The sequence below is a fragment of the Parasphingomonas caseinilytica genome, assembly GCF_036663755.1.
In the GTDB taxonomy this organism is placed as follows: Bacteria; Pseudomonadota; Alphaproteobacteria; order Sphingomonadales; family Sphingomonadaceae; genus Sphingomonas.
Genome location: NZ_JAXOJL010000004.1, coordinates 39,127 through 60,057, shown reverse-complemented (window position 1 = coordinate 60,057; position 20,931 = coordinate 39,127). Strand labels below are relative to the sequence as shown.

14 protein-coding genes are annotated in these 20,931 nt (G+C 64.6%); 6 read left to right on the top strand and 8 right to left on the bottom strand.

What is annotated here, in order from left to right; translation table 11 throughout:
* Positions 1 to 7: 7 nt before the first annotated feature.
* The 4 genes from U1738_RS10225 to U1738_RS10210 all read right to left on the bottom strand — a co-directional run bounded on the left by U1738_RS10225 (position 8) and on the right by U1738_RS10210 (position 6,281).
* Entirely contained in the window at positions 8 to 244 is a 237-nt protein-coding gene (locus U1738_RS10225) for a hypothetical protein (RefSeq protein WP_332788954.1), read from the bottom strand.
* Between the two features lie 81 nt (positions 245 to 325).
* Positions 326 to 1,828: a putative 2OG-Fe(II) oxygenase gene (locus U1738_RS10220; RefSeq protein WP_332788953.1), complete on the bottom strand. Its 1,503-nt coding sequence runs from the start codon at positions 1,826 to 1,828 to the stop codon at positions 326 to 328.
* Between the two features lie 7 nt (positions 1,829 to 1,835).
* A complete protein-coding gene (locus U1738_RS10215) occupies positions 1,836 to 3,014 on the bottom strand; it encodes an aspartyl/asparaginyl beta-hydroxylase domain-containing protein (RefSeq protein WP_332788952.1) in 1,179 nt (392 codons plus the stop codon).
* Positions 3,015 to 3,098: 84 nt separating this feature from the next.
* Positions 3,099 to 6,281, bottom strand: a complete 3,183-nt coding sequence (locus U1738_RS10210) for a TonB-dependent receptor domain-containing protein (protein WP_332788951.1) — start codon at positions 6,279 to 6,281, stop codon at positions 3,099 to 3,101.
* 223 nt (positions 6,282 to 6,504) lie between these two features.
* Here U1738_RS10210 and U1738_RS10205 point away from each other — a divergent pair, with 223 nt between their 5' ends.
* The gene (locus tag U1738_RS10205; protein ID WP_332788950.1) at positions 6,505 to 7,068 is read left to right on the top strand and encodes a hypothetical protein; all 564 of its coding nucleotides are present in this window, start codon (positions 6,505 to 6,507) and stop codon (positions 7,066 to 7,068) included.
* A gap of 8 nt (positions 7,069 to 7,076) precedes the next feature.
* Here U1738_RS10205 and U1738_RS10200 read toward each other — a convergent pair whose 3' ends face one another.
* The 3 genes from U1738_RS10200 to clpB all read right to left on the bottom strand — a co-directional run bounded on the left by U1738_RS10200 (position 7,077) and on the right by clpB (position 11,605).
* The gene (locus U1738_RS10200; protein WP_332788949.1) at positions 7,077 to 7,937 is read right to left on the bottom strand and encodes a sulfotransferase family protein; all 861 of its coding nucleotides are present in this window, start codon (positions 7,935 to 7,937) and stop codon (positions 7,077 to 7,079) included.
* Complete coding sequence (locus U1738_RS10195) at positions 7,934 to 8,911, bottom strand: aspartyl/asparaginyl beta-hydroxylase domain-containing protein (protein WP_332788948.1); 978 nt, start codon at positions 8,909 to 8,911, stop codon at positions 7,934 to 7,936. Before U1738_RS10195 ends, U1738_RS10200 begins: the two co-directional genes overlap by 4 nt.
* Positions 8,912 to 9,025: 114 nt before the next feature.
* Positions 9,026 to 11,605: an ATP-dependent chaperone ClpB gene (gene clpB / locus U1738_RS10190; RefSeq protein ID WP_332788947.1), complete on the bottom strand. Its 2,580-nt coding sequence runs from the start codon at positions 11,603 to 11,605 to the stop codon at positions 9,026 to 9,028.
* A 242-nt stretch (positions 11,606 to 11,847) separates the two neighbouring features.
* Between clpB and U1738_RS10185 the strand changes: the two genes are divergently transcribed.
* The 5 genes from U1738_RS10185 (at position 11,848) to cyoD (ending at position 18,315) form a co-directional block, all read left to right on the top strand.
* Positions 11,848 to 14,013 carry a penicillin acylase family protein gene (locus U1738_RS10185; RefSeq protein WP_332789203.1) on the top strand — a complete coding sequence of 722 codons (2,166 nt, stop codon included), beginning with the start codon at positions 11,848 to 11,850 and terminating at the stop codon, positions 14,011 to 14,013.
* Between the two features lie 366 nt (positions 14,014 to 14,379).
* The gene (gene cyoA, locus U1738_RS10180) at positions 14,380 to 15,258 is read left to right on the top strand and encodes a ubiquinol oxidase subunit II (protein ID WP_332788946.1); all 879 of its coding nucleotides are present in this window, start codon (positions 14,380 to 14,382) and stop codon (positions 15,256 to 15,258) included.
* Entirely contained in the window at positions 15,255 to 17,279 is a 2,025-nt protein-coding gene (gene cyoB, locus U1738_RS10175; protein ID WP_332788945.1) for a cytochrome o ubiquinol oxidase subunit I, read from the top strand. The genes cyoA and cyoB overlap by 4 nt, the downstream gene beginning before the upstream one ends.
* On the top strand, positions 17,276 to 17,920 hold the full coding sequence (cyoC, locus tag U1738_RS10170; protein WP_332788944.1) for a cytochrome o ubiquinol oxidase subunit III: 645 nt from the start codon (positions 17,276 to 17,278) through the stop codon (positions 17,918 to 17,920). Before cyoB ends, cyoC begins: the two co-directional genes overlap by 4 nt.
* Complete coding sequence (gene cyoD, locus U1738_RS10165) at positions 17,917 to 18,315, top strand: cytochrome o ubiquinol oxidase subunit IV (protein ID WP_332788943.1); 399 nt, start codon at positions 17,917 to 17,919, stop codon at positions 18,313 to 18,315. Before cyoC ends, cyoD begins: the two co-directional genes overlap by 4 nt.
* Positions 18,316 to 18,510: 195 nt before the next feature.
* Here the strand turns inward: cyoD and U1738_RS10160 are convergent, their stop codons facing one another.
* Positions 18,511 to 20,859, bottom strand: a complete 2,349-nt coding sequence (locus tag U1738_RS10160) for a TonB-dependent receptor (protein ID WP_332788942.1) — start codon at positions 20,857 to 20,859, stop codon at positions 18,511 to 18,513.
* Positions 20,860 to 20,931 lie beyond the last annotated feature (72 nt).

Sequence of the window (20,931 nt, the reverse complement as noted above, 5' to 3'; positions counted from 1 at the left end):
ACCGGTGTTATTGTCCGTTGACCGGCTTGTAGGCTTGCACGCGCTCGACGGTTTCGCGTTGTTCGCGTTCCATCTGGGTCCATTGCATGGCGGTCAGGCACGTCTTTTTCGTGGCCAAGCGGCTGCCGATCACCTCGCTGCTACGGCAGATGACACGGTTGGGATCGGTCTCCTTTTCGGGTTTCTTCGCAAGTGCCGGTGCCGCCGTCAGCAGAATGGCGGACAGGATTAGAATCTTACCCATCGTGAAACCTCTTGGATGCTGTTTTTGCTAATGTAGCGCCGGCTATCCAGCGCCATTTGACGGCGCAAACTGCCGTTGCTGTCATGCTATGTCAAACGCGATCGTCAGCCGCTCGCCCGACGCCACAGGTCGCGTGCCATGCCATTGGGTAGAGGGGAATAACACGAGCCGCCCGGGTTTGGGTTCGATCAGGCGTGTCGGCGCAAGTGCGAGGTTCAGCGAGGATTGCGGCTCACCAAGGGTCAACCATCCGGCCTCCCCGTGAGCGGGCGGCAAGGCGACGTAGAAGGCCGAACTGAGCCAACCCTCGCCATGGATGTGCGGTTCATGGAAGCCGCCATCCCTGAGCCGGACCGACCAAGAGCCGACGAACCGGGGGTGGCGCGGGATGCGACCGAGCAGCGGATGTTCAGGATCGGGGGCGGGAAGCGCGGCGATATAGTCCCGCACCTCGGCCGAAAGTCGCTCGCGAACGGCGCGGATGACCGGATCTATCCGAGAGAATAACGGGCCATCGGTTTGCGTGCCGTTGCGTACCGATTGGTCGAGCGGTTGGTGGGTTGCGAGGTGAAGCGCGCGCAAGGTTTCGGTCAGCGGTGCGAGCAGCGGCCAGTCCGTGCCGAAATCGACGATGCGGACGAATTCGTCGCGTTGCAGCCAAGCGGCGCGGGGATTATCGGTCAGTCGCCAGGCGAGCGAAAGATAGGGCCACGCATGATCCGCAAGCGCTGGAGGCAGGTGCCCATATAGTGCCGACACACGCTCCGGTTCCTGCCGGCGCAGAAGATGGCGCATCCAGTTGATGAACAGATCTGTGTCGGCCAGCGGATCGAGCCCGGCAAAAGCGGCGTCGGCCGTGGCCAGATCGCCGAATTCCGTCGCCACGATCGCCGCAGCGGGGCGCAGGGGAGCCGAATTGCCGAGCGCAGCCTGCGCGGCGGACAGCGCTGCCCTGGCTTGCTCCCCCGCAGCCCGACGGACGAGCACGGTGATCTTGAGACTGTGAAGAGCAAGATCGCGCGGTGCGACCGCAATCGCGCGATCGAGTTCGGCCAGTGCGGTCGCCTCGCCGCCGAGCAGATAGCGTAGCCGGATCAGCACTGCATGGCCGTCGATCCAGCCGGGATGTTGCCGTAACAACCCTGACAGCATGGCGTCGGCGGTCATGTTTTCACCCGCAGCGTGCAGCGCCGCCGCCTCGCCGAGGATCACCTCGCCATCGTTCGGCGCCATTGCCCGCGCGCGGCGATACCAGTCCAGGCTGAGCAGGCCCGCCTCGGCAGCCGCACGAGCGCGGGCGTGCATCAGGCGCGCGCTGGTCGGGGCGAATGGCAATGCGGCATCGAAGCACGCGATCGCAGCGTTCAAGTCCCCGACCGCTCGGTGGAGCAGGCCGGTCACATGCAGAAGCGTACCGTCGCGGGTGAAACGCCTGGCGGCTGCGCTAAGGATCGGCAGGGCATCCTCTTCGCGCCGCTCCTCCAATGCGCGCAATCCGAGCTGCGTGGCCAGGTCGGCGCGGCCAGGAGCCGCCAAAGCGGCGTCCAGCAGAAGATCGAAGGAAGGAGACGCGTTCTGGTTCATCCGCCGGTCAAAGCGGAGCGCCGTGTTCGGCCTCGTCAGCTTCCATGACGCGTGTAACGGCGGCACGCTCGGATGCATCGAGGCCGGGATGCCAGGTATCGACGATCAGCACGACACGAGGGGCATCGCTGTCGTTGGCGGCCTCGTGCTCGATCGTGTCGTCGAACACGAATGCCTCGCCGACATGCCATTCCCGACGCTCGGCCCCGACGCGGAACCAGCAATCTGGCGGGACGATCAGCGGCAGATGACAGACGAGGCGGGTATTGGCGATGCCGGTGTGCGGTGGAATGCGCGTGTGCGGACGCAGCAGCGAAAACATCGCGTTGGGCGATCGTCCGGCGATACGCGGTTGCCCGATCTCTGCCAGCACGGCCATCGTGACCGGACAGCGATCGGCATTCTGGGCCACGACGTTACCGCCTTGCAACAGGTGGAAGGCAGTCCAGTCGAGCGAATGATTGAGCGCGGACCATTGCCGTACCGGTGCGTCGGCGGCGTATTGAACATAGGGCTCGGCACGGGCGCTGCGCTCCTGCCACAGGTCTTCGAACTCTTTGGTGATCTCCGGCGTCGCGTCTTCGAGAAAGCGCAGCCACGCGAAATCCGCGACGTCATGGAACTCGCGCTCGGCGAGCCCGGGATAGTGATAATGCGTGGGCTCGGAATGATAGACTCGCGTTTCGCGCAAAGCGTTCGTCTTGAACCGTCGGAGGCGAGCGAGAACCGACGGATCGAGCGTAGGATCGGCACCGATTGCCGCGTCCCAGGTTGCCGCCACCTCCGCGCGATAACCGTCGCCGATGCGTTGCGCATGATCGAGTAGCGGACGCAAAGCTGCGGGGGCCTCTTCCCCTTCCGGACATTGCGCCAGCGCCCGGAGATAGGCACGGGCGGCTTCCCTTGGCTGACCTGCGCTTTCCAACATGCGAGCGCGACTGAGCAGCGCCATGAAATGCAGCGGATCGACGCGCAGCGCGGAAGAGATTGCGGCCAGCGCGCCCGGAACATCCTTGCCGGCGCGGCGCAGCGCCGCGAGCTTGAGCCAGGTGTCGATCCGGCCGGGGGCCTGCGTCAGGACATTTTCGAGCAGTCCGCGCGCCATGGCGATGTCGCCTAGGCCGGCGGCGCGATCGGCATTACCTTCGATGGCGTCGAGCGCCGCATCCTGCACACCGGAGTTCATCACCGCGATCATGGCAGAGCGATGCCCAAAAGAAAACGGCGGACCTTTCGGCCCGCCGTTCCCAACTCGAGAAGTTTCGATCGATTACAGATCGAGCGTAACGCTTGCGTACAGGTAACGACCGAGCGCGTCGTAAACCTGCGAGTAGGTATTCCCGTTCGTACCGGCCGATCCCTGGGCGGTGATCGGCGGCGCCTTGTCGAGGATGTTGTTCGAACCCAGACGGAAGGTGAACTTGTCCGCGACCGGCACCGTGAGTGCGAGATCGAAGTAGCTGACCGCCGAGATCCGGCTATTGCCGGCACGGCTTCCGACCGCAGAAGCGAGATCGGTATCCGGGCTCAAAGCCTCGTTCTTGACGGGAGCAAAGTACCGCCATGCGCCCGAGATGCTTGGACCGCTTGGCGAGGTGTAGGTCAGCCGCAGCTTGTGACGCCATTTCGGCGAAGGAATGCCGCACTGTGCACCATAATATCCGGCGCAGTCGAACTTCGGCGGGCCGAAGGCATCGACGATCAGCTTGTCGAGATACGTCCCCGCCAAGCTGGCACCAAGCGTGCCCATGCTGCCCAGTTCTTGGGTGTAGCCGAGCGTCACGTCGATGCCGGAAGTCCGCAGTTTGCCGGCGTTGACGTTGGTATCGAACACGTAACCGCCGCTAGCCAGCGTCGGCGTGCCGCGGAACAGGTTGCCGCCCGCATTACGTTTGATGAGCGAGCAGTAGAATGCGTCACCCGTCGTAACGCACTGGTTGAGAATGCTGTCCGCGCCGTAGGTCGAGATTTGGTTCGACAACTTGATGTCGAAATAATCGACCGTCAGCTGGAAACCACGCAGGAAGGTCGGCGTGAACACTGCGCCGGCGGTGATCGAGTTCGCGATTTCCGGGGTCAGCTTCGCGTTGCCGCCGAGGAAGCCGTTATACTGGGCCGCCGGGTTGGCTGCAACACTGCCAAACTGCCCTGCCGTCACACCGGTGCGTGCGCACTGAGCGAAGGTGTAGCCATTGACCGTGCCGGTACCCGGTTGACCTGCGGTAGCGCCAACTGCCGGGCCTGCGCATGGATCGGTCGATCCGTCCAGACCAAAGCTGCGGGCGCCGAACAGTTCGACGGCATTCGGTGCGCGAACCGCGTGGTTGTAGCTAGCGCGGAACTTGATGTCCCGAACTGGCTGCCACGAGCCTTCGACCTTGTACGTGTCGGTGTTGAACTTGTTCGAAGTTTGCGCATTCGTCGCAGGATCGAGGCCGGCGGTCGTGTAATACGATTTACGATAGCCTGCACCGATACGCAGATCCTGGAAGAACGCACGGTCCTGGATCAGTGGCAGCGATGCTTCCACGAAGGCTTCCTTGACGCTGAGCGTGCCGGCAACCGGGGTGGTCGGACCACCCTGGCCTGCGCCGTCACCGGACAGGAAGTTCGAGTCCACCTCGAAGTTCAGCGTTTCCTTGCGATACTCACCGCCAACGTTCAGGCCGAGGCCTTCGGTCGCGAATGGGCTGGTCAGGCCGTGATCGCCACCCAGGAACGTGAGCGAGGCGTTGGCAATCTGCTCCGTCGTCTGACCACGCGAGAAGAGCGGGATCTGCAGATAGTTCAGCGCAGCAGCGGTCACGCCGCCCGTGGTGAAGATGTTGTAGGGAACGCAAGCCGGATCCGTGCCATCGACGACCGAACGGCAGGTTGCCGTCGAACCGGCGGTGTTCGGAGCAACGATTGCGCCAGCCGAGTTTACCGAAACGACGTCGATTGCACGAGTCAGGCGCGTGACGCTGAAGTCGTTACGATAGGTCTGCGCGAAGTTGACGCGGCTGTACTGGTAGGATGCATCGTAGCTGAGGCCTGCAGCGATATCGCCCTTGGCACCGAACAGGCCGCGATACGTGGTGTGCTGAAGATCGTCCTGACGACCGCCGCCTTCGACGTTGCGGCGTGCGATGTACAGATTGCCGCGCGTGACACCCGCGGAATCGACGAACGTGTTGCCGGCGGCGCAGGCGATGTTGCGCTGCTGCGTCGAGAGCAGCGGGTTGCCGCAGTTGATCGTCGTGGTGTTGAAGAAGTTACCCGACGGCGCGATCTGGGCGACCGTACGGTCGTCCATGAACATGAATTCCATGTACGGCTTGAACGAATCGCTCACGTCGTAATGTGCGAAGAAACCCGCCGTGTAGCGTTCGTCGGGGCGCTGGTAGTAGTTGGTCGGTGCGAAGTTGTAGAGCACCTGTCCCGGGACGAACTGATTGCCCTGAACGTTGTAATACTGGCCCTGGGCGTAGAAAGATCCCGGTGCCGACGTGGCCGAGCCACCGCAACCATAAAGGTATCCCGGACGGGCGGTGACAGTCGCGTTGTTCAGCGCCGTCAACGAACACGACGAATAATCGCGCTTGTCCTGTGTAACGGCGTTGATCTTCCGATAGCTTCCGTATGCGGTCACATGGCCGCGATTATCGTCGAACCCTGCGCCGATCACTGCAGTGACGTCGATCGCGGCACCATCGGAGACCACTCCGGTTGGGTAGCCGTAAATCGTGCCTGGTGCGGAAACGAGATTGCCGGCGGCGTTTGCACGACCCTGGAAATTGAGTGCGTTGGTCACCGCATTACCGGCGCGGTTGTTGTGATTGTAGAGGCTGGTCTGGCTGTCGATCTTGAAGCCGCTGAACTCGGTATCCATCACGAAGTTGACGACGCCGGACACGGCATCGGCACCGTACACCGACGATGCGCCGCCGGTCAGCACGTCGACGCGCTTGATCAGGGCTGCCGGGATGATGTTGATGTCGGCGACGGGCGAGCGCGGATCACCGGGAACCAGACGACGACCATTGACCAGCACCAGGGTGCGCGACGGCCCCAGGTTGCGAAGATCGACGGTTGCGGTGCCGGTTGCGCCGTTCGAGACGTTGCCGCCCTGACCTGCGAAAACCTGCGGCAGCGCGTTGAGGAGATCCTCAACGCGGGTCGTGCCGCTCTGCTTTACTTCCTGCGCGCCGACGATCGTTACCGGGCTGGCCGATTCAAGTTCGGGATGCGGGATGCGCGATCCGGTGACGACGATGTTTTCGCCGCTGGACGTATCGGCCGTCTGCGAGCCATCGGCCGAAACAGGCGCTGGCGTCGAAGGGGCGGGATTGGATGCGGCCGGCGTGGTCGGCGCTTCCTGCGTGGTCTGGGCGTAGCCAGGCATCGCGATCATCACGGCACCGGCGATGGTCGTCGAGGCGAGCAGGCGCTTCCTCATAAGGATACGGTTCATTGGAAATCCCCTTTTAACGTTCGCGAGCCCGGCATCCTATACATTGGACACGCGTTCTCCGGCCCTAGGTGCTACTAGAAGCTTGAAGTCGCGCGCAATCGCGATTGCAAAAGCTGAACGGTTTGCCGAGGATTGTAGCAAATTAGACACACTTGCCCCCCGCGAGTTGCTCTGTCGCGTGGAGTTTCCTAAGCCCTGATCTTCTGTCCCGCAGGAGCCGCTGATGCCCGTCCTACGACCCAAGACGTTGCCCAGGATGTTGATCCTCAGTGGTGTTGCGATATTTTCGCCCACCGGCGCGTCGGCTCAGGAGCGCGCGCCGGCGGCGTTCCAGAAAGTGGTCGATTGCCGTGCGATCGCCGATGACAAGGCACGGCTCGCCTGTTTCGACGCAAGTGTCGCGCAACTCGATGCCGCGCGGGCCAGCGGAGACGTCGTCGCGTTCGACCGGGAAGAGGTGAAGAAGACTCGCCGCCGTCTGTTCGGCTTCAGCCTGCCCGGCCTGTCGATCTTCGGTGGCGGCGACAAGGACGGCGATCCGCGCAAGCAAGTCGAGCAGGAAGAAGTGAAGGAGATCGTCGGCAAGATCGGCGCCGTCAGCAAGAACCGAGATGGTGGTTGGGTGCTGACGCTGGAAGACGGTGCGCGCTGGGAGCAGATCGACTCGATCATGCTCGGCCGCAGCCCGAAGCCGGGCGCGACGCTGACGATCAGGCGTGCTGCGCTCGGCAGTTACAAGATGAGCGTCGATGGCGGCCCGTCGATGAAGGCGCGCCGGATCGGCTGATCCGGAAATTATCTCGCGTAACGCTTCAGCGCGGCGCGCGCTCGCGCGTCGGCGGCCTCGACGATTGGCCAGATGGCCGCGATAGCGTCGGCATCGCGGCGCCACTTCTCCGGCGCCGGCTGCGAGACGACGGTCGGGGATAGCGGCAGCGTATCGCCGAGCGTGGCGTCCCAACCAAGCTCGAGTCCGTCGCACAGGACGGTGACGGTGCGTTGCGGAGCGGCGAGCAGCGCGTCGTACGACAAGGCATGGATGCGCGCGGGGGGCAGCGTTTCCAGATCGTCGAGCAGGCACGTCATCGTCGTTGCCCATTGGTGCGCGACGATTTCCGCCAGTGGTCGCCCGGCAAGCGCGCGCCAGCCCGGCACGAGCAACAACGACCATGGCGGCGCAGGCCAGTCCGGCAAAGCGGGATAGGTGCGGAAGCCGCCAGACGTCCAGGCTTCGATCATGCTCGACAGCGTCTCGCGCGGATCGCGATACAGGAAGACGAAGCGGGCGTCCGGAAAAGCGGCGTGGAGGAACGGCACGCGCAGACTGTTCTTGGGGGTCTTTTCGATCAGTCGGACCGTCCCGGTCGGCGGGTGGCCCTTGCGGTCGCGTAGCGACAGATAGAAGCGACGCGACAGTTCCTCGGCCAGCGCCGGCGTCGCATCGGCGGCATCGAGGCGATTGGAGGACCATCCGCGCAGGCGTGGGTGCAGGCCCGGCAACGCCTCGATCAATTGGTGGCTTTCACCGCCGATCGTGAAGACGTCCGGCGCCCGCGCCAGGGTTTGGAACAGCAACGACGATCCGGAGCGGGGCGAACTGACGATGAAGATCGGGCGGTCGAAACGGCGGCGGAAATCGCCTGCATTCGTGCTCAAGATGCGCGTCTCTGCGCCGTCGCAGGGAGCGGAACGGCAGCGGGCAAGGACGCCTTGGCGGTGAACAGCAGTTCCGTCACCTGCCGATACAGCGGCAATTGATTGCGCAACATCAGGCTTTGCCCGCCGAGCCCCGGCAGTTCGCGTTCCAGAGCGGCAATCAGCGCGCGATAGGCGGGAGCGCCTTCGGACGAAGCGCCATAGCTCGCCCATATTCCGCTCCAGCCGGCGACGAAACGCTCCATGCGCTTCATTATCGTCGCCAGTCGCGGATGCGGTCGCGCCTGTTCGGCAAGAAACGCAACATGGTAGCGCAATTCCCACGGCGACATCACGGTCGTGCCGTCGTCGCGCTCGAACGCCAGTTCGCGCGTCGGTGCGTCGCCGGCGGCGAGCAGCGGGTAGCTTGCGGGATCGGCGGTGGGGCCGAGCAGGCGGGCCTGCTCGATCAGATCCCATAGCCACTCGCCGCCGACCGTATCGATCACCAGATGCACCCTGGCATCGCTGCCGCCGTTGCGAACGTGATGCGACGAGAACGTGTCGAAGATCCAGCATTCGCCCGCCGCCATATGCACGGTCTGATGGCCGCAACTGAACAGCACGTCGGGCGTGGTGACGATCGGCACGTGAATGCGCACATGCTTGCGCCAATAGAAATTCGTATCGACATGCGGCGGCACGACGGCGCCCGCGCTCAGGCGCATCAATCGCCCCCGGCCCCACACCGCGCCGATCGCGGCCATTGCCGTCATCACATAAGGCAAGCGGAGCAGATATGGGGTCGGTGCCATCGTGCCCGATACGCCCTCTACTGCGGCACCGCCCGGGGTGACCAGGCGAACGGCCTCGTTGCCGGGGAGCTTGTCCGGGTGCGCGACCCAGGCTTCCGGGGGGAGAGTGGCGATCTCCGCCGCCAACGCCCCGGCATCGAAGCGGAGCGGCAGGCGTAACAAGGGTTCGTCGAGACGCATGCGATATCCGATTCCATGCCGGCCGCGCGACGGCAGATCGCGACGCCATGCTGTTTCGTCAATTTCGCCAAAGGAGGCAATATCGGAAATAGCGCCGCGAGACCGGCGCTCCGGTCACTCCGTCGCCAGCTCCAGCTTCCCATCGCCCTCGTCCACCCGCACCGTCGCGCCGTCCTTCACGTCGCCGCGCAGGATCAGGTCGGCGAGCGGGTCCTGCAGGTAGCGTTGCACCGCGCGTTTCAGCGGCCGTGCGCCGTAGACGGGATCATAGCCGACCCGCCCCAGCCACAGCCGCGCGCCCTCCGTCAGGTCGAGCGTGATCTTGCGATCCGCCAGCAGCTTGCCGATGCGCGACACCTGGATGTCGACGATCGGGGCCATCTCGCTTTGCCCGAGGCGGTGGAACAGGATGATCTCGTCCAGCCGGTTGAGGAATTCCGGGCGGAAATGGCCGCGGACGATGTCCATCACCTGCGGCTCCACGCTCGACACGTCCTCGCCATCGGCCAGCCCGGTCAGATACTGGCTGCCGAGGTTGCTCGTCAGGATGATCAGCGTGTTGCTGAAATCCACCGTGCGGCCCTGCCCGTCGGTCAGGCGGCCGTCGTCCAGCACCTGCAACAGGATGTTGAACACGTCGCCATGCGCCTTCTCGACCTCGTCGAACAGGATCACCTGATAGGGGCGGCGGCGGACGGCTTCGGTCAGCACGCCGCCTTCCTCGTACCCGACATAGCCCGGAGGCGCGCCGATCAGGCGGGCGACGGCGTGCTTCTCCATGAATTCGCTCATGTCGATGCGCACCATCGCGCTCGGATCGTCGAACAGGAATTCGGCCAGCGCCTTGGTCAGTTCGGTCTTGCCGACGCCGGTGGGGCCGAGGAACAGGAACGAGCCCAAAGGCCGGTTCGCCTCCTGTAATCCGGCGCGCGCGCGGCGTACTGCGGTGGAGACGGCGCGCACCGCCTGCGCCTGGCCGATCACGCGCTTGCCGATCGCCTCTTCCATGCCGAGCAGCTTCGCACGCTCGCCCTCCAGCATGCGATCGACCGGAATGCCGGTCCAGCGGCTGACGACGCCGGCGATATCGTCGGCGGTGACCTCTTCGCGCAGCATCGCGCCTTTGGTTGCGCCAGCGGCGTCGGCCAATTGCTTTTCCAGCCCGGGGATGCGCCCGTAGGACAGTTCCCCGGCCTTGCCGAGATCGCCCGCGCGCTGCGCCTGTTCGAGTTCGAGCCGCGCGGCGTCGAGCTGTTCCTTCAGCTTCGCTTCGGACGCGATCTTGTCCTTCTCCGCCTGCCAGCGCGTGGTCAGTTCGGCGGATTGCTGTTCGAGATTGGCGAGTTCGCCCTCCAGCGTGACGAGCCGTTCCTGCGATGCGACATCGCTCTCGCGGCGGAGCGCCTCGCGTTCGATCTTCAGCTGGATGATGCGGCGGTCGAGATTCTCGATCTCCTCGGGCTTGCTCTCCACCTCCATGCGGATGCGGCTGGCGGCCTCGTCCATCAGGTCGATCGCCTTGTCGGGCAGGAAGCGATCGGTGATGTAGCGGTTCGACAGCGTCGCCGACGCGACGATCGCGCCATCGGTGATGCGCACGCCGTGGTGCAGTTCGTATTTCTCCTTCAGGCCGCGCAGGATCGAGATCGTGTCCTCGACCGTCGGCTCGTCGGCGAACACCGGCTGGAAGCGGCGCTGCAACGCCGGATCCTTCTCGACATGCTTGCGATATTCATCGAGCGTGGTCGCGCCGATGCAATGCAGTTCGCCGCGCGCCAGCGCCGGCTTCAGCAGGTTCGACGCATCCATCGCACCTTCGCCTTTGCCCGCGCCGACCAATGTGTGCATCTCGTCGATGAACAGGATGATGTCGCCCTCGGCGGCCTTCACCTCGTCCAGCACGCCCTTCAGCCGCTCCTCGAATTCGCCGCGATATTTGGCGCCTGCGATCAGGCTGCCCATGTCGAGCGACATCAGGCGGCGGCCCTTCAGCGTATCGGGCACGTCGCCATTGGCGATGCGCAAGGCGAGGCCTTCGGCGATCGCGGTCTTGCCGACGCCGGGTTCACCGATCAGCACGGGATTGTTCTTGGTGCGGCGCGCGAGGATCTGGATCGTGCGGCGGATTTCCTCGTCGCGGCCGATGACGGGATCGAGCTTGCCGTCGCGCGCCGCCTGCGTCAGGTCGCGGGCGAATTTCTTCAGCGCGTCGAACTTGTCCTCCGCCCCCGCGCTGTCGGCGGTACGGCCGTTGCGCACCTGATTGATCGCCGCGTTCAGGCCCTCGGGCGTGATGCCCGCCGTCTTCAGCGCCTTGCCGGCGGCGGTGCCGAAGGCGAGCGCGAGCGCGACGAGCAGGCGTTCGACGGTGACGAAGCTGTCGCCCGATTTCTGCGCGATCTGCTCGGCGGAATCGAGCACACGCACTGCGTCGTTGTCGAGGCCGGGCGTCTGTTGCGCGCCGCCGCCGGACACGCTCGGAATCTTTGACAGAGCGAGATCGGTCTCGGTCACCGCCTTCTTCGCGTCACCACCGGCGGCCGAGATCAGTCCCGCCGCCATGCCCTGATCGTCTTCGAGCAACGCCTTCAGGATATGCTCCGGCGCAATGCGCTGATGGCTCATGCGGATCGCGACGGTCTGCGCGCTTTGCAGGAAGCCTTTGGCGCGATCGGTGAATTTCTCGATGTTCATGCTCAGCCCTGTTTGTGAAACCGGAATGTAGTGTGATATTTTCGTCACACAAGCGATGCATCCATCTCTCTACACCCCGGACGTGTTCCGGGGGGGTCACCAAGCCGCATGGACTTCGGCAGAGCCTCTTGCGCTTAGCTTGCCGCGCAGTGGACCCCGGAACAAGTCCGGGGTGACGGATCGGGCGGGTCGACAGGGCGGCAACGGAGGCATACCACCGTAGAAAATAGGTGAGGAAAATGATGCGCAAGCTTCGCAATGCTCTGCTCGGCTTCGCGCTGTTCCTGATCCTGGTCGCGATCGGCCTGATGGTGTGGGAACCGTTGTCGGCCACGACCCCCGCGCCGCCGCCGCCGCACCGCTACGACACCGTCATTGCGCGCGACAATTTCGGCGTGCCGCATATCTTCGGCAAGACCGATCCGGATGTCGCCTACGGCGTGGCCTATGCCCATGCCGAGGACGATTTCTCCACCCTGCAGGAGGCGATCGCGATGTCGCGCGGGCGGCTTGGGGCGCTGACCGGCGCGGACGGGGCGAAGGTGGATTACGCGCTGGCCCTGCTCGGTGCGCGCGCGACGGTGGACCGGGATTACGACAAGCAGCCGGCCGATGTTCGCGCGTTGCTCGACGGCTACGCCTCCGGCCTCAACCACTATGCCGACAGGCATCCGGGCGAGATTCGCCTGCGCAAGCTGTTCCCGGTCGACGGGCGCGACATCGCGACCGGCTTCGTGCTTCGGACGCCGTTCTTCTTCGGGCTGGATCAGGTGCTCGGCGCGCTCTCCGGTGACACGCCGCTGCCGAAGGAAAGCGCCGGGCCGACGCCGGACTCGCCAGATCCCGCCGCGCTCCCCGCCGGTCAGGATGCGGCGGGCGAGGGCAATATGAACGGCTCCAACGCCTTCGTCGTCGCGCCGAAACGCTCGTCGGACGGCTTCACCCGCGTCGTCTCCAATTCGCATCAGCCGTGGAAGGGGCCGGTGGCATGGTACGAGCTGGTCGTGCATTCGGGCACCGGCTGGAACTTCGCCGGCGCGACCTTCCCCGGCGTGCCGTTCCCGGTGCTGGGCCATAACGAGCATCTCGGCTGGACCAACACGGTGAACCGGCCCGATCTGGTCGATGTCTACAAACTGGCGATGGAGCCGGACGGGACGCATTACCGCTTCGATGGCAAGTCGCTGCCGCTGGAGGCGACGCGCGTCTGGCTGCACGTCAAATTCGGGCCGTTCGTGCTGCCCGTCCCGAAGACCGTCTACCGCGCGGTGCAGGGGCCGGTGATCGTCAACAAGAGCGGCGCCTATGCGATGCGCTATGGCGGCGCGGATCAGGTGCGGATGGTCGAGGAATATTACCGCCTGACCCGCGCGACCGATTTCGCGCAGTGGCAGAAGGCGCTGGCGATCCAGGGCGTGTCGGCGACCAATTTCCTCTACGGCGATGCGGCGGGCAACATCGCCTATTTCTACAATGCCAGCTTCCCCAACCGGAAGCCGGGCTACAATTACCGGCAGGTATTGCCCGGCGATACGTCGCGCGATCTCATGGCGGGGACGGTGCCGTGGTCGAGCGTACCGCGCAACGTGAACCCGGCCTCGGGCTTTCTGGTCAACGCCAACAACACGCCGTTCCAGGCGGCGGGCGCGGGATCGGAGATGAATCCGGCGGACTGGTCGCCGTTGCTGGGGATCGAGACCGACACCACCAATCGCGGCACGCGCGCGGTGGAGCTGATGGGGCTGGACGGCAAGATCAGCGACGCCGATCTGCACCGGATCAAATACGATACCGGGGTCAGCCAGCTGAGCTGGGCGGCGCGCTGGTATGACGATGTCGCAACGGTCGATCCGAAGGGCGACCGCGAACTGATCGCGGCCAAGGCGCTGATGGCGAAATGGAACTGGCGGTTCGACGGCAACAACCCGGCCGAGGCGCTGGCCGCGATCCTGCTGCGCGCCGGCCAATCATGGCATTACACGCGCAAGCCCGAAAAGGACCCGCGCGAGGAACTGGCCAAGGCGGCGGCGTATCTGACGAAGTATTTCGGCCGGCTCGATCCGCCGCTCGGCACGGTGTTGCGCCTGCGGCAGGGGCCGGGAAAATATGCCGTGGATCTGCCGCTGGACGGCGCGCCGGACGTGCTGCGCGCGGCCTCGACCTGGGACGAGGCACCGGACGGCCGGCTGGTGGTGAAGCATGGCGACAGCTTCATCATGTTCATGGCGTGGGACAAGGCGGGGCAGGTCTCGTCCACCTCGATCCAGCCCTACGGCGCGGCGACAACGCGGCCGGATTCGCCGCATTATGCTGATCAGGCGGCGTCGTTCGTGGCGCACAAGACGAAGCCGGTACTGTTCCGGCGCGCCGATCTGCGGGGGCATGTGGAGCGCGTGTATCGGCCGTGAGTCGATGTTCCCCGGTGACTTAACTATGCTTCCCCGGCGAAGGCCGGGGCCCAGTCGCGCGACAGAAGGGAACTGCCGCTGCGCTTCGTTACTGCGGCCATCGCGACTGGACCCCGGCCTTCGCCGGGGAAGCGTCAGAGCGCAATAATTTCAAATAGAACCGTTCGTGCTGAGCCTGTCGAAGCACGTGTTCCACAATCTCCGGTCGGTACTTGCAACACGTCCTTCGACAAGCTCAGGACGAACGGAGAGAGGGATGGTTCAGTCTCAAGTCGTCATGCTCCAAAGTGCGGAGAGCGCTTCACTTGACCCACATCTATTCCTTCGCGCTGGTCGGACGCTGCACGCAGGCGTAGCATCGCCTGCGTGACCGCGCCGATCGCCTCCCGTACCGGACTTTATTGGGCCGCAGCGCCGCTGTTGCTGCTCGGCGGATGCGCGCCGGGGGTGCTCGATCCCGTCGGGCCGGTCGGGGCGGGGGATCGGTTGGTGCTGCTGAATGCGCTGACCATCATGCTGGCGATCGTCGTGCCCACGATCCTCGCCACGCTCGCCTTCGCCTGGTGGTTCCGCGCGGGCAACACGCGCGCCGAATATCGCCCCGATTTCACCTATTCCGGTCGGCTCGAACTGCTCGTCTGGTCGGTGCCCGCTCTGGTCGTCATCTTCCTCGGCGGGGTGGCGTGGATCGGCAGCCACGATCTCGATCCCTCCAGACCGATCGCATCGAGAGCCGCGCCGATCCGGGTCGAGGTGGTCGCGCTCGATTGGAAATGGCTGTTCGTCTATCCCGATCAGGGTATCGCCAGCATCAACCGTGTCGTTGCGCCGGTCGGCGTGCCGGTCAGCTTCCGCATCACCTCCGCGACCGTGATGAACAGCCTGTTCGTGCCGCAGCTCGGCGGGCAGATCTATGCGATGGCGGGCATGGAGACGAAGCTGCACCTGCAGGCCGATAAAGCGGGCAGCTATCGCGGCCTCTCCGCGCATTACAGCGGCCAGGGCTTTTCCGGCATGACGTTCCGGATGGATGCGGTGTCGCCGGACCAGTTCGCCGGCTGGGTCGCGGGCGCGAAGGCTGGTGGGCCGGTGCTCGATCGGGCCGGCTATCTCGCGCTGCTGAAGGATAGCGAGGACGTGAAACCCTATACGTATCGCGCCGTCGCACCCGGCCTGTTCGATGCGGTGGTCAAGGATTCCGGCACGCTGTCGGCAAAGCGCGCGAAGGACGGCAGGCAGCAATGAGCACGGATACGAGTCTCCTGTTCGGCAAGCTCGGCTGGGACGCGATACCGCTGAACGAGCCGATCCCGATGGTCGCGTCGGGCGTCGTCGCCCTGGTCATCCTCGGCATTCTGGGCTGGACGTGGCGTGCCGGATACTTCCCGTATCTGTGGCGCGAATGGATCACCAGCGTCGATCACAAAAGGATCGGCGTGATGTATTGCCTGCTCGGCGCAGTGATGCTGCTGCGCGGGTTTTCCGATGCTTTGCTGATGCGGTCGCAACAGGCGATGGCATACGGCAATGCCGGATATCTGCCGCCCGACCATTACGATCAGGTGTTCAGCGCGCACGGCACGATCATGATCTTCTTCGTCGCGATGACCTTCATGATCGGGCTGATGAACTTCGTCGTGCCGTTGCAATTGGGCGTGCGCGACGTCGCTTTCCCGACGCTCAATTCGGTCAGCTTCTGGCTGACGGCGAGCGGCGCGCTGCTGATCAACATCAGTCTGGTGATCGGCGAATTCGCGGAGACCGGCTGGGTGGTCTATCCACCGCTATCGGAACTGCGCTTCTCGCCCGGGGTGGGCGTCGATTGCTATCTCTGGGCGATCCAGATCTCCGGGGTCGGCACCTTGCTGTCGGGGGTGAACCTCGCGACGACGATCCTGAAGATGCGCGCGCCGGGCATGGGCTATACGCGCATGCCGATGTTCTGCTGGACCGCGCTGGCGGCGAACCTGCTGATCGTCGCGGCCTTCCCGATCCTCACCGCGACGCTCGGCATGCTGACTTTGGACCGGTATCTCGGCTTCCATTTCTTCACCAACGAACTCGGCGGTAATCCGATGATGTTCGTCAACCTCGTCTGGGCGTGGGGGCATCCGGAAGTGTATATCCTGATCCTGCCGGCGTTCGGCGTGTTCAGCGAGGTCGTCTCGACCTTCTCCGCCAAACCCCTGTTCGGCTATCGCTCGATGATCCTGGCGACGATGGCGATCTGCATCCTCAGCTTCATGGTCTGGCTGCACCATTTCTTCACGATGGGGGCGGGGGCCGACGTCAACGGCTTCTTCGGCGTGATGACGATGATCATCGCGGTGCCGACGGGGGTGAAGGTCTTCAACTGGCTGTTCACGATGTATGGCGGCCGCATCCGCTTCACCACGCCGATGCTGTGGTCGGTCGGCTTCATGGTCACGTTCACGATCGGCGGGATGACCGGGGTGCTGCTCGCCGTGCCGCCGGCCGATTTCGTGCTGCACAATTCGCTGTTCCTGGTGGCGCATTTCCACAATGTCGTGATCGGCGGCGTGCTGTTCGGCGCGTTCGCCGGGCTGACCTATTGGTGGCCCAAGGCGTTCGGGTTCCAGCTCGACGAAACCTGGGGCAAGCGCGCCTTCTGGCTGTGGATCACCGGGTTCTACGTCGCGTTCATGCCGCTCTACCTGCTCGGGTTGATGGGGATGACGCGGCGGCTGGCGCGCTACGACGTGCCGGGCTGGCAGCCGTGGCTGATCGTCGCCGGCGTCGGGGTGCTGCTGATCGCCGGGGGCATCGCCTGCCAGATCGTGCAGATCGTCGTCAGCATCCGCAACCGCGAGCAATTGCGCGACACCACTGGCGATCCGTGGGACGGGCGCACGCTGGAATGGATCACCACCTCGCCGCCGCCCGCCTTCAATTTCGCGGTGCTGCCGAACGTCGAGGGCGAGGAGGCCTATTGGGGCGTGAAGGCGCTGGCCCGCGAGCGGCAGCGGCTTAGCGATTTGCCGGACTATGCCGATATCGAGATGCCTCGCAATTCACCGACCGGTGTGGTCTGCGCCTTCTTCGCCACGGTCATGGGCTTCGCTTTGATCTGGCACATCTGGTGGATGGTCGGGCTGGGCTTTCTCGGCGCATGGGCGACGTTCGTGATATTCGCCTGGCGCGACCATCCCGAATACGAGATCCACGCCCGCGATCTCGAGGCGCATGATCGCGATCGCCGCACCGGCAAGGCGAAGCTGCTCGGCCTCGACGGAACTCCGGCATGAGCGCGCACGCGGCGAAGCGCGGCGATCCGCACAATCTCGGCCATGACGATGCCGTGCCGATCAGCGAACAGGGCCCGGCCCCCAAGCGGATCGTCGTCGCCTACGGCTTCTGGATCTTCCTGCTGTCGGATTTCATCCTCTTCTCCGGTTTCTTCGCCGCTTATGCCGTGCTGTCGGGCGAGACGGCGGGCGGACCAGCGGGGCGCGACCTGTTCGAACTGCCATTGGTCGCGACCGAGACGGCGTTGCTGCTGCTCTCCAGCTTCGCCTGCGGCATGGCCGGCATCGCGATGAGCGTGCGCAACATGGCGTGGTTTCAGGCGGCGATGGCGGCGACGGCCTTGCTCAGCGCAGGCTTCCTCGCGCTGGAGGTGTACGAATTCACGCATCTGATCGCGGACGGTGCCGGGCCGGGGCGCAGCGCGTTCCTGTCGGCCTTCTTCGCTCTGGTCGGCTGCCACGGCCTGCACGTGACGCTCGGTCTGGTGTGGCTGACGACGATGATGGCGCAGGTGAAGGCCAAGGGCTTCCGCGACGATATCCAGCGCCGCGTCGCCTGTTTCGCATTGTTCTGGCACGCGCTCGACATCATCTGGGTCGCGGTGTTCACGATGGTCTATCTGCTGGGGATGCACGCATGACCGGGCCTGAGGAACGCGACTGGAGCGGAGACGATCTCGCTCCGGGAGAAGATGGCGGCAACGCGCAATCGGTCTCGAAAGGGATTCTCGGCTATGTGATCGGGCTGGTGCTGGCCGCTTTGCTGACCGCCGCATCCTTCTGGGCGCTGGGATCGGGGCTGATCTACGGCCCCGGCGTGCCGGTCGCGCTGATCGCGCTGGCGGTGGCGCAGATGGGCGTGCACCTCGTCTTCTTCCTGCACATCACGACCGGGCCGGACAATGCCAACAACGTGCTGACACTGGCGTTCGGCGTGCTGATCGTCGCTTTGGTGCTGATCGGGTCGATCTGGATCATGTCCAACCTCGCCCATAATACGATGCCGATGGAGATGCTGCGACAGATGCAGCGTTAGGGCGCCGCCTGCCGAAAAACCTTACCCTCGTCATCCCCGCGAAGGCGGGGATCCCGCTGTCTTGCCCCGCAATTTGAGGAAGAAGCGGGATCCCCGCCTTCGCGGGGATGACGGGATGGTTTGGATAGGACGCTGGGTTTGAAGATCGCCCGCCCTGCCGATCTGTCGCGATCGGCAGGGCGGGCGATTTTCAGATCAGAAGCTCACCCGCCCGGTCACGCCGTAATAGCGATCGGCATCGCGCGGGATCTGATAACGATAGGCCTGGCCCGGCCCGCCATTGGTGATCGCCGCGGCGAAGCTCTGGTCGAACAGGTTCCGCACCTGGAAGGTCAGGCGATAATGGTCGTCGGTCGAGGTAACGCCCGCGCTGAGATTGACCAGCCCGTAGCCCTTGATCGTGCCCAATTGCCGCTGCACCGCGTCCGCCGCGAACAGCGCCAGCTGCTTGCTCTGGTACGATCCCTGTGCGCCGAACGTCAGATCGAAAGCGCCGCCCGTGCGCCAACGATAATCCGCGCCGAGGCTGCCCTTCCATTTCGGTGCGAAGCCGAGCGGCGTGCCCGATGGTACCACCGCCGCGCCCGCCGGCGCGTTGAACTGGTCGACATGCGCATTGGTATAGGCGACGCCGCCCGACAGGCTGACATCGCGCACCGGACGGAAGATCGCGTCCAGTTCCACGCCGCGGGTCGAGACTTCACCGGCATTGGTGAAGCGTGTCACCACCACGCCCGCCACCAGATCCGGGTTGTTCGCCTGGAAATTGTGGTATTTGGCGTAATAGGCCGCGAGGTTGAGGATCAGCTTGCCGCCGGCCAGCGTGTTCTTCAGGCCGATTTCATAGGCGTCCGACGTTTCCGGCGCGATCACGTTGGTGCCGGTCGCGGTCAGGTTGAAGAACACGTTGTATGCCGGGCCCTTATAGCCGCGCGAATAGCTGGCATAGGCGGTCGAATCGCGTGACAGGTCGAACTGCAATCCGGCCTTGCCCGACAGGTTGGTGTTCTTCGTGCTGGCGGTGAAGGGCACGCCGTTCGATACGCCGCCACCCGCGCCGCCATTATAGACGCCCTGATCGAAATTGCCGTTGATGCCCGGCCCGGCCAGCGTCGTGACGCGCTTGTGGAACACGTCGAGGTGATCGATCGAATAGCGCAGGCCGCCGATGATGCGGAAGCGCGGTGCGACGTTGACGGTGCCCTGGCCGAAGAAGGCGAGGTTGTCGAAGGTCGATCCGAAATCCGCCGTGCCGCTGGGGAAGGTCGAGGCCGGCGCCCCGGCGCTGCCGCACGGCACCAGCGGGCTTGGCGTCGTGCCGGGCGTGGTGTTGCAGACCACGTCGTTGCGCGTGAAGATGCGCTCGCTGACGGCGCGTGAGTAATAGGCGCCGACGACATATTCGATGAACTGCTTGGCCGGCGACGCGATGCGGAGTTCCTGGCTGAACGTATGCCCGGTCTGCGGCCCGAAATCGTGTAGCTGGTTGAAGCCGACATAGGCATTGGGCAGGAAATCGCCGTCGCGGATCTCGGTGTTCTTGTAATCGCGATAGGCGGTGATCGACGTCAGCGTGTGTTCGCCGAGTTCCAGGTCGCCCTGTAACGAGAAGCCGTAGCCGGTTTCCTTGGTCGCGGTGATCAGATTCTGGGCGATCTGTCGCGTCTCGTCGCCCTGCGGCGTGGGCAGCGCGGCGCTGGAGGCGTTGGTGGTCGTCGCCCCGGTCGCGGTGACGATCGGCGCGGTCGCGATCACCTCGGCGCAGCAATTATCGTTGTTGCGGTGATAATCGGCGATGAAGCTCAGCTTCAGCGTCGGCGTGGGGTCGGCCTCGATCTGCAGGCGGCCGCCATAATGTTTGAAGCCGTTGACCGTCTTGTTGACGGCGGTGTTGTAGATGTTACCGTCCCAGCTGTTGTAGAAACCGGTGATGCGCGACCGCACGTTATCGCCCAGCGGCAGGTTCAGCACCGCGCGGCCGCGGAACTCGCTCTTGGTGAAGAAGCCCGCCTCGACATAGCCGCCCGCCTCGCGCGTCGGCTTTTTCGAGATGATGTTGATCACGCCGGCCGACGCATTCTTGCCGAACAACGTGCCCTGCGGCCCGCGCAGCACTTCCAGCTGGTCGATATCGACCAGATCGCCGAACGCCTCGCCGGCGCGCGCGAACACCACGCCGTCCACCACGGTCGAGACCGAAGGTTCGCCCGCGATCGAGAAGGTCGCGGTGCCGACGCCGCGCAGGAACAGCGACTGGTTCAGCGTCGTGCCGGATTTGAGGAAGTTGAGCGTGGGGACGAGATATTGCGCGCCCTCAAGGCTCACCTTGCCCTGCGCCGCCAGCGCATCGCCCGACACGACCGAGACGGCGACCGGCACGTCCTGCAATCGCTCGCTGCGCTTCTGCGCGGTCACGATGATCTCGCCGGGTGCGGAATCATCCGCCGCCGGTTCGGCGGCGGCAGGCGCGGGGGCAACCTGCGCGAAGGCAGGTGCGGCGATCAACGCGAGCAAGGCCGCGCCGGACAAATACAAGGCTTTCATTCTTCCCTCCACTGAAATCCCATTCGATCGATGGGATATTATTTTCATTATCATTCTGACAGCGCAATCATG

Coding starts and splice junctions, on each gene's coding strand:
- U1738_RS10225 (WP_332788954.1), bottom strand. CDS start 244: ATGGGTAAGATTCTAATCCTGTCCGCCATTCTGCTGACGGCGGCACCG.
- U1738_RS10220 (WP_332788953.1), bottom strand. CDS start 1,828: ATGAACCAGAACGCGTCTCCTTCCTTCGATCTTCTGCTGGACGCCGCT.
- U1738_RS10215 (WP_332788952.1), bottom strand. CDS start 3,014: ATGAACTCCGGTGTGCAGGATGCGGCGCTCGACGCCATCGAAGGTAAT.
- U1738_RS10210 (WP_332788951.1), bottom strand. CDS start 6,281: ATGAACCGTATCCTTATGAGGAAGCGCCTGCTCGCCTCGACGACCATC.
- U1738_RS10205 (WP_332788950.1), top strand. CDS start 6,505: ATGCCCGTCCTACGACCCAAGACGTTGCCCAGGATGTTGATCCTCAGT.
- U1738_RS10195 (WP_332788948.1), bottom strand. CDS start 8,911: ATGCGTCTCGACGAACCCTTGTTACGCCTGCCGCTCCGCTTCGATGCC.
- clpB (WP_332788947.1), bottom strand. CDS start 11,605: ATGAACATCGAGAAATTCACCGATCGCGCCAAAGGCTTCCTGCAAAGC.
- U1738_RS10185 (WP_332789203.1), top strand. CDS start 11,848: ATGCGCAAGCTTCGCAATGCTCTGCTCGGCTTCGCGCTGTTCCTGATC.
- cyoB (WP_332788945.1), top strand. CDS start 15,255: ATGAGCACGGATACGAGTCTCCTGTTCGGCAAGCTCGGCTGGGACGCG.
- cyoC (WP_332788944.1), top strand. CDS start 17,276: ATGAGCGCGCACGCGGCGAAGCGCGGCGATCCGCACAATCTCGGCCAT.
- cyoD (WP_332788943.1), top strand. CDS start 17,917: ATGACCGGGCCTGAGGAACGCGACTGGAGCGGAGACGATCTCGCTCCG.
- U1738_RS10160 (WP_332788942.1), bottom strand. CDS start 20,859: ATGAAAGCCTTGTATTTGTCCGGCGCGGCCTTGCTCGCGTTGATCGCC.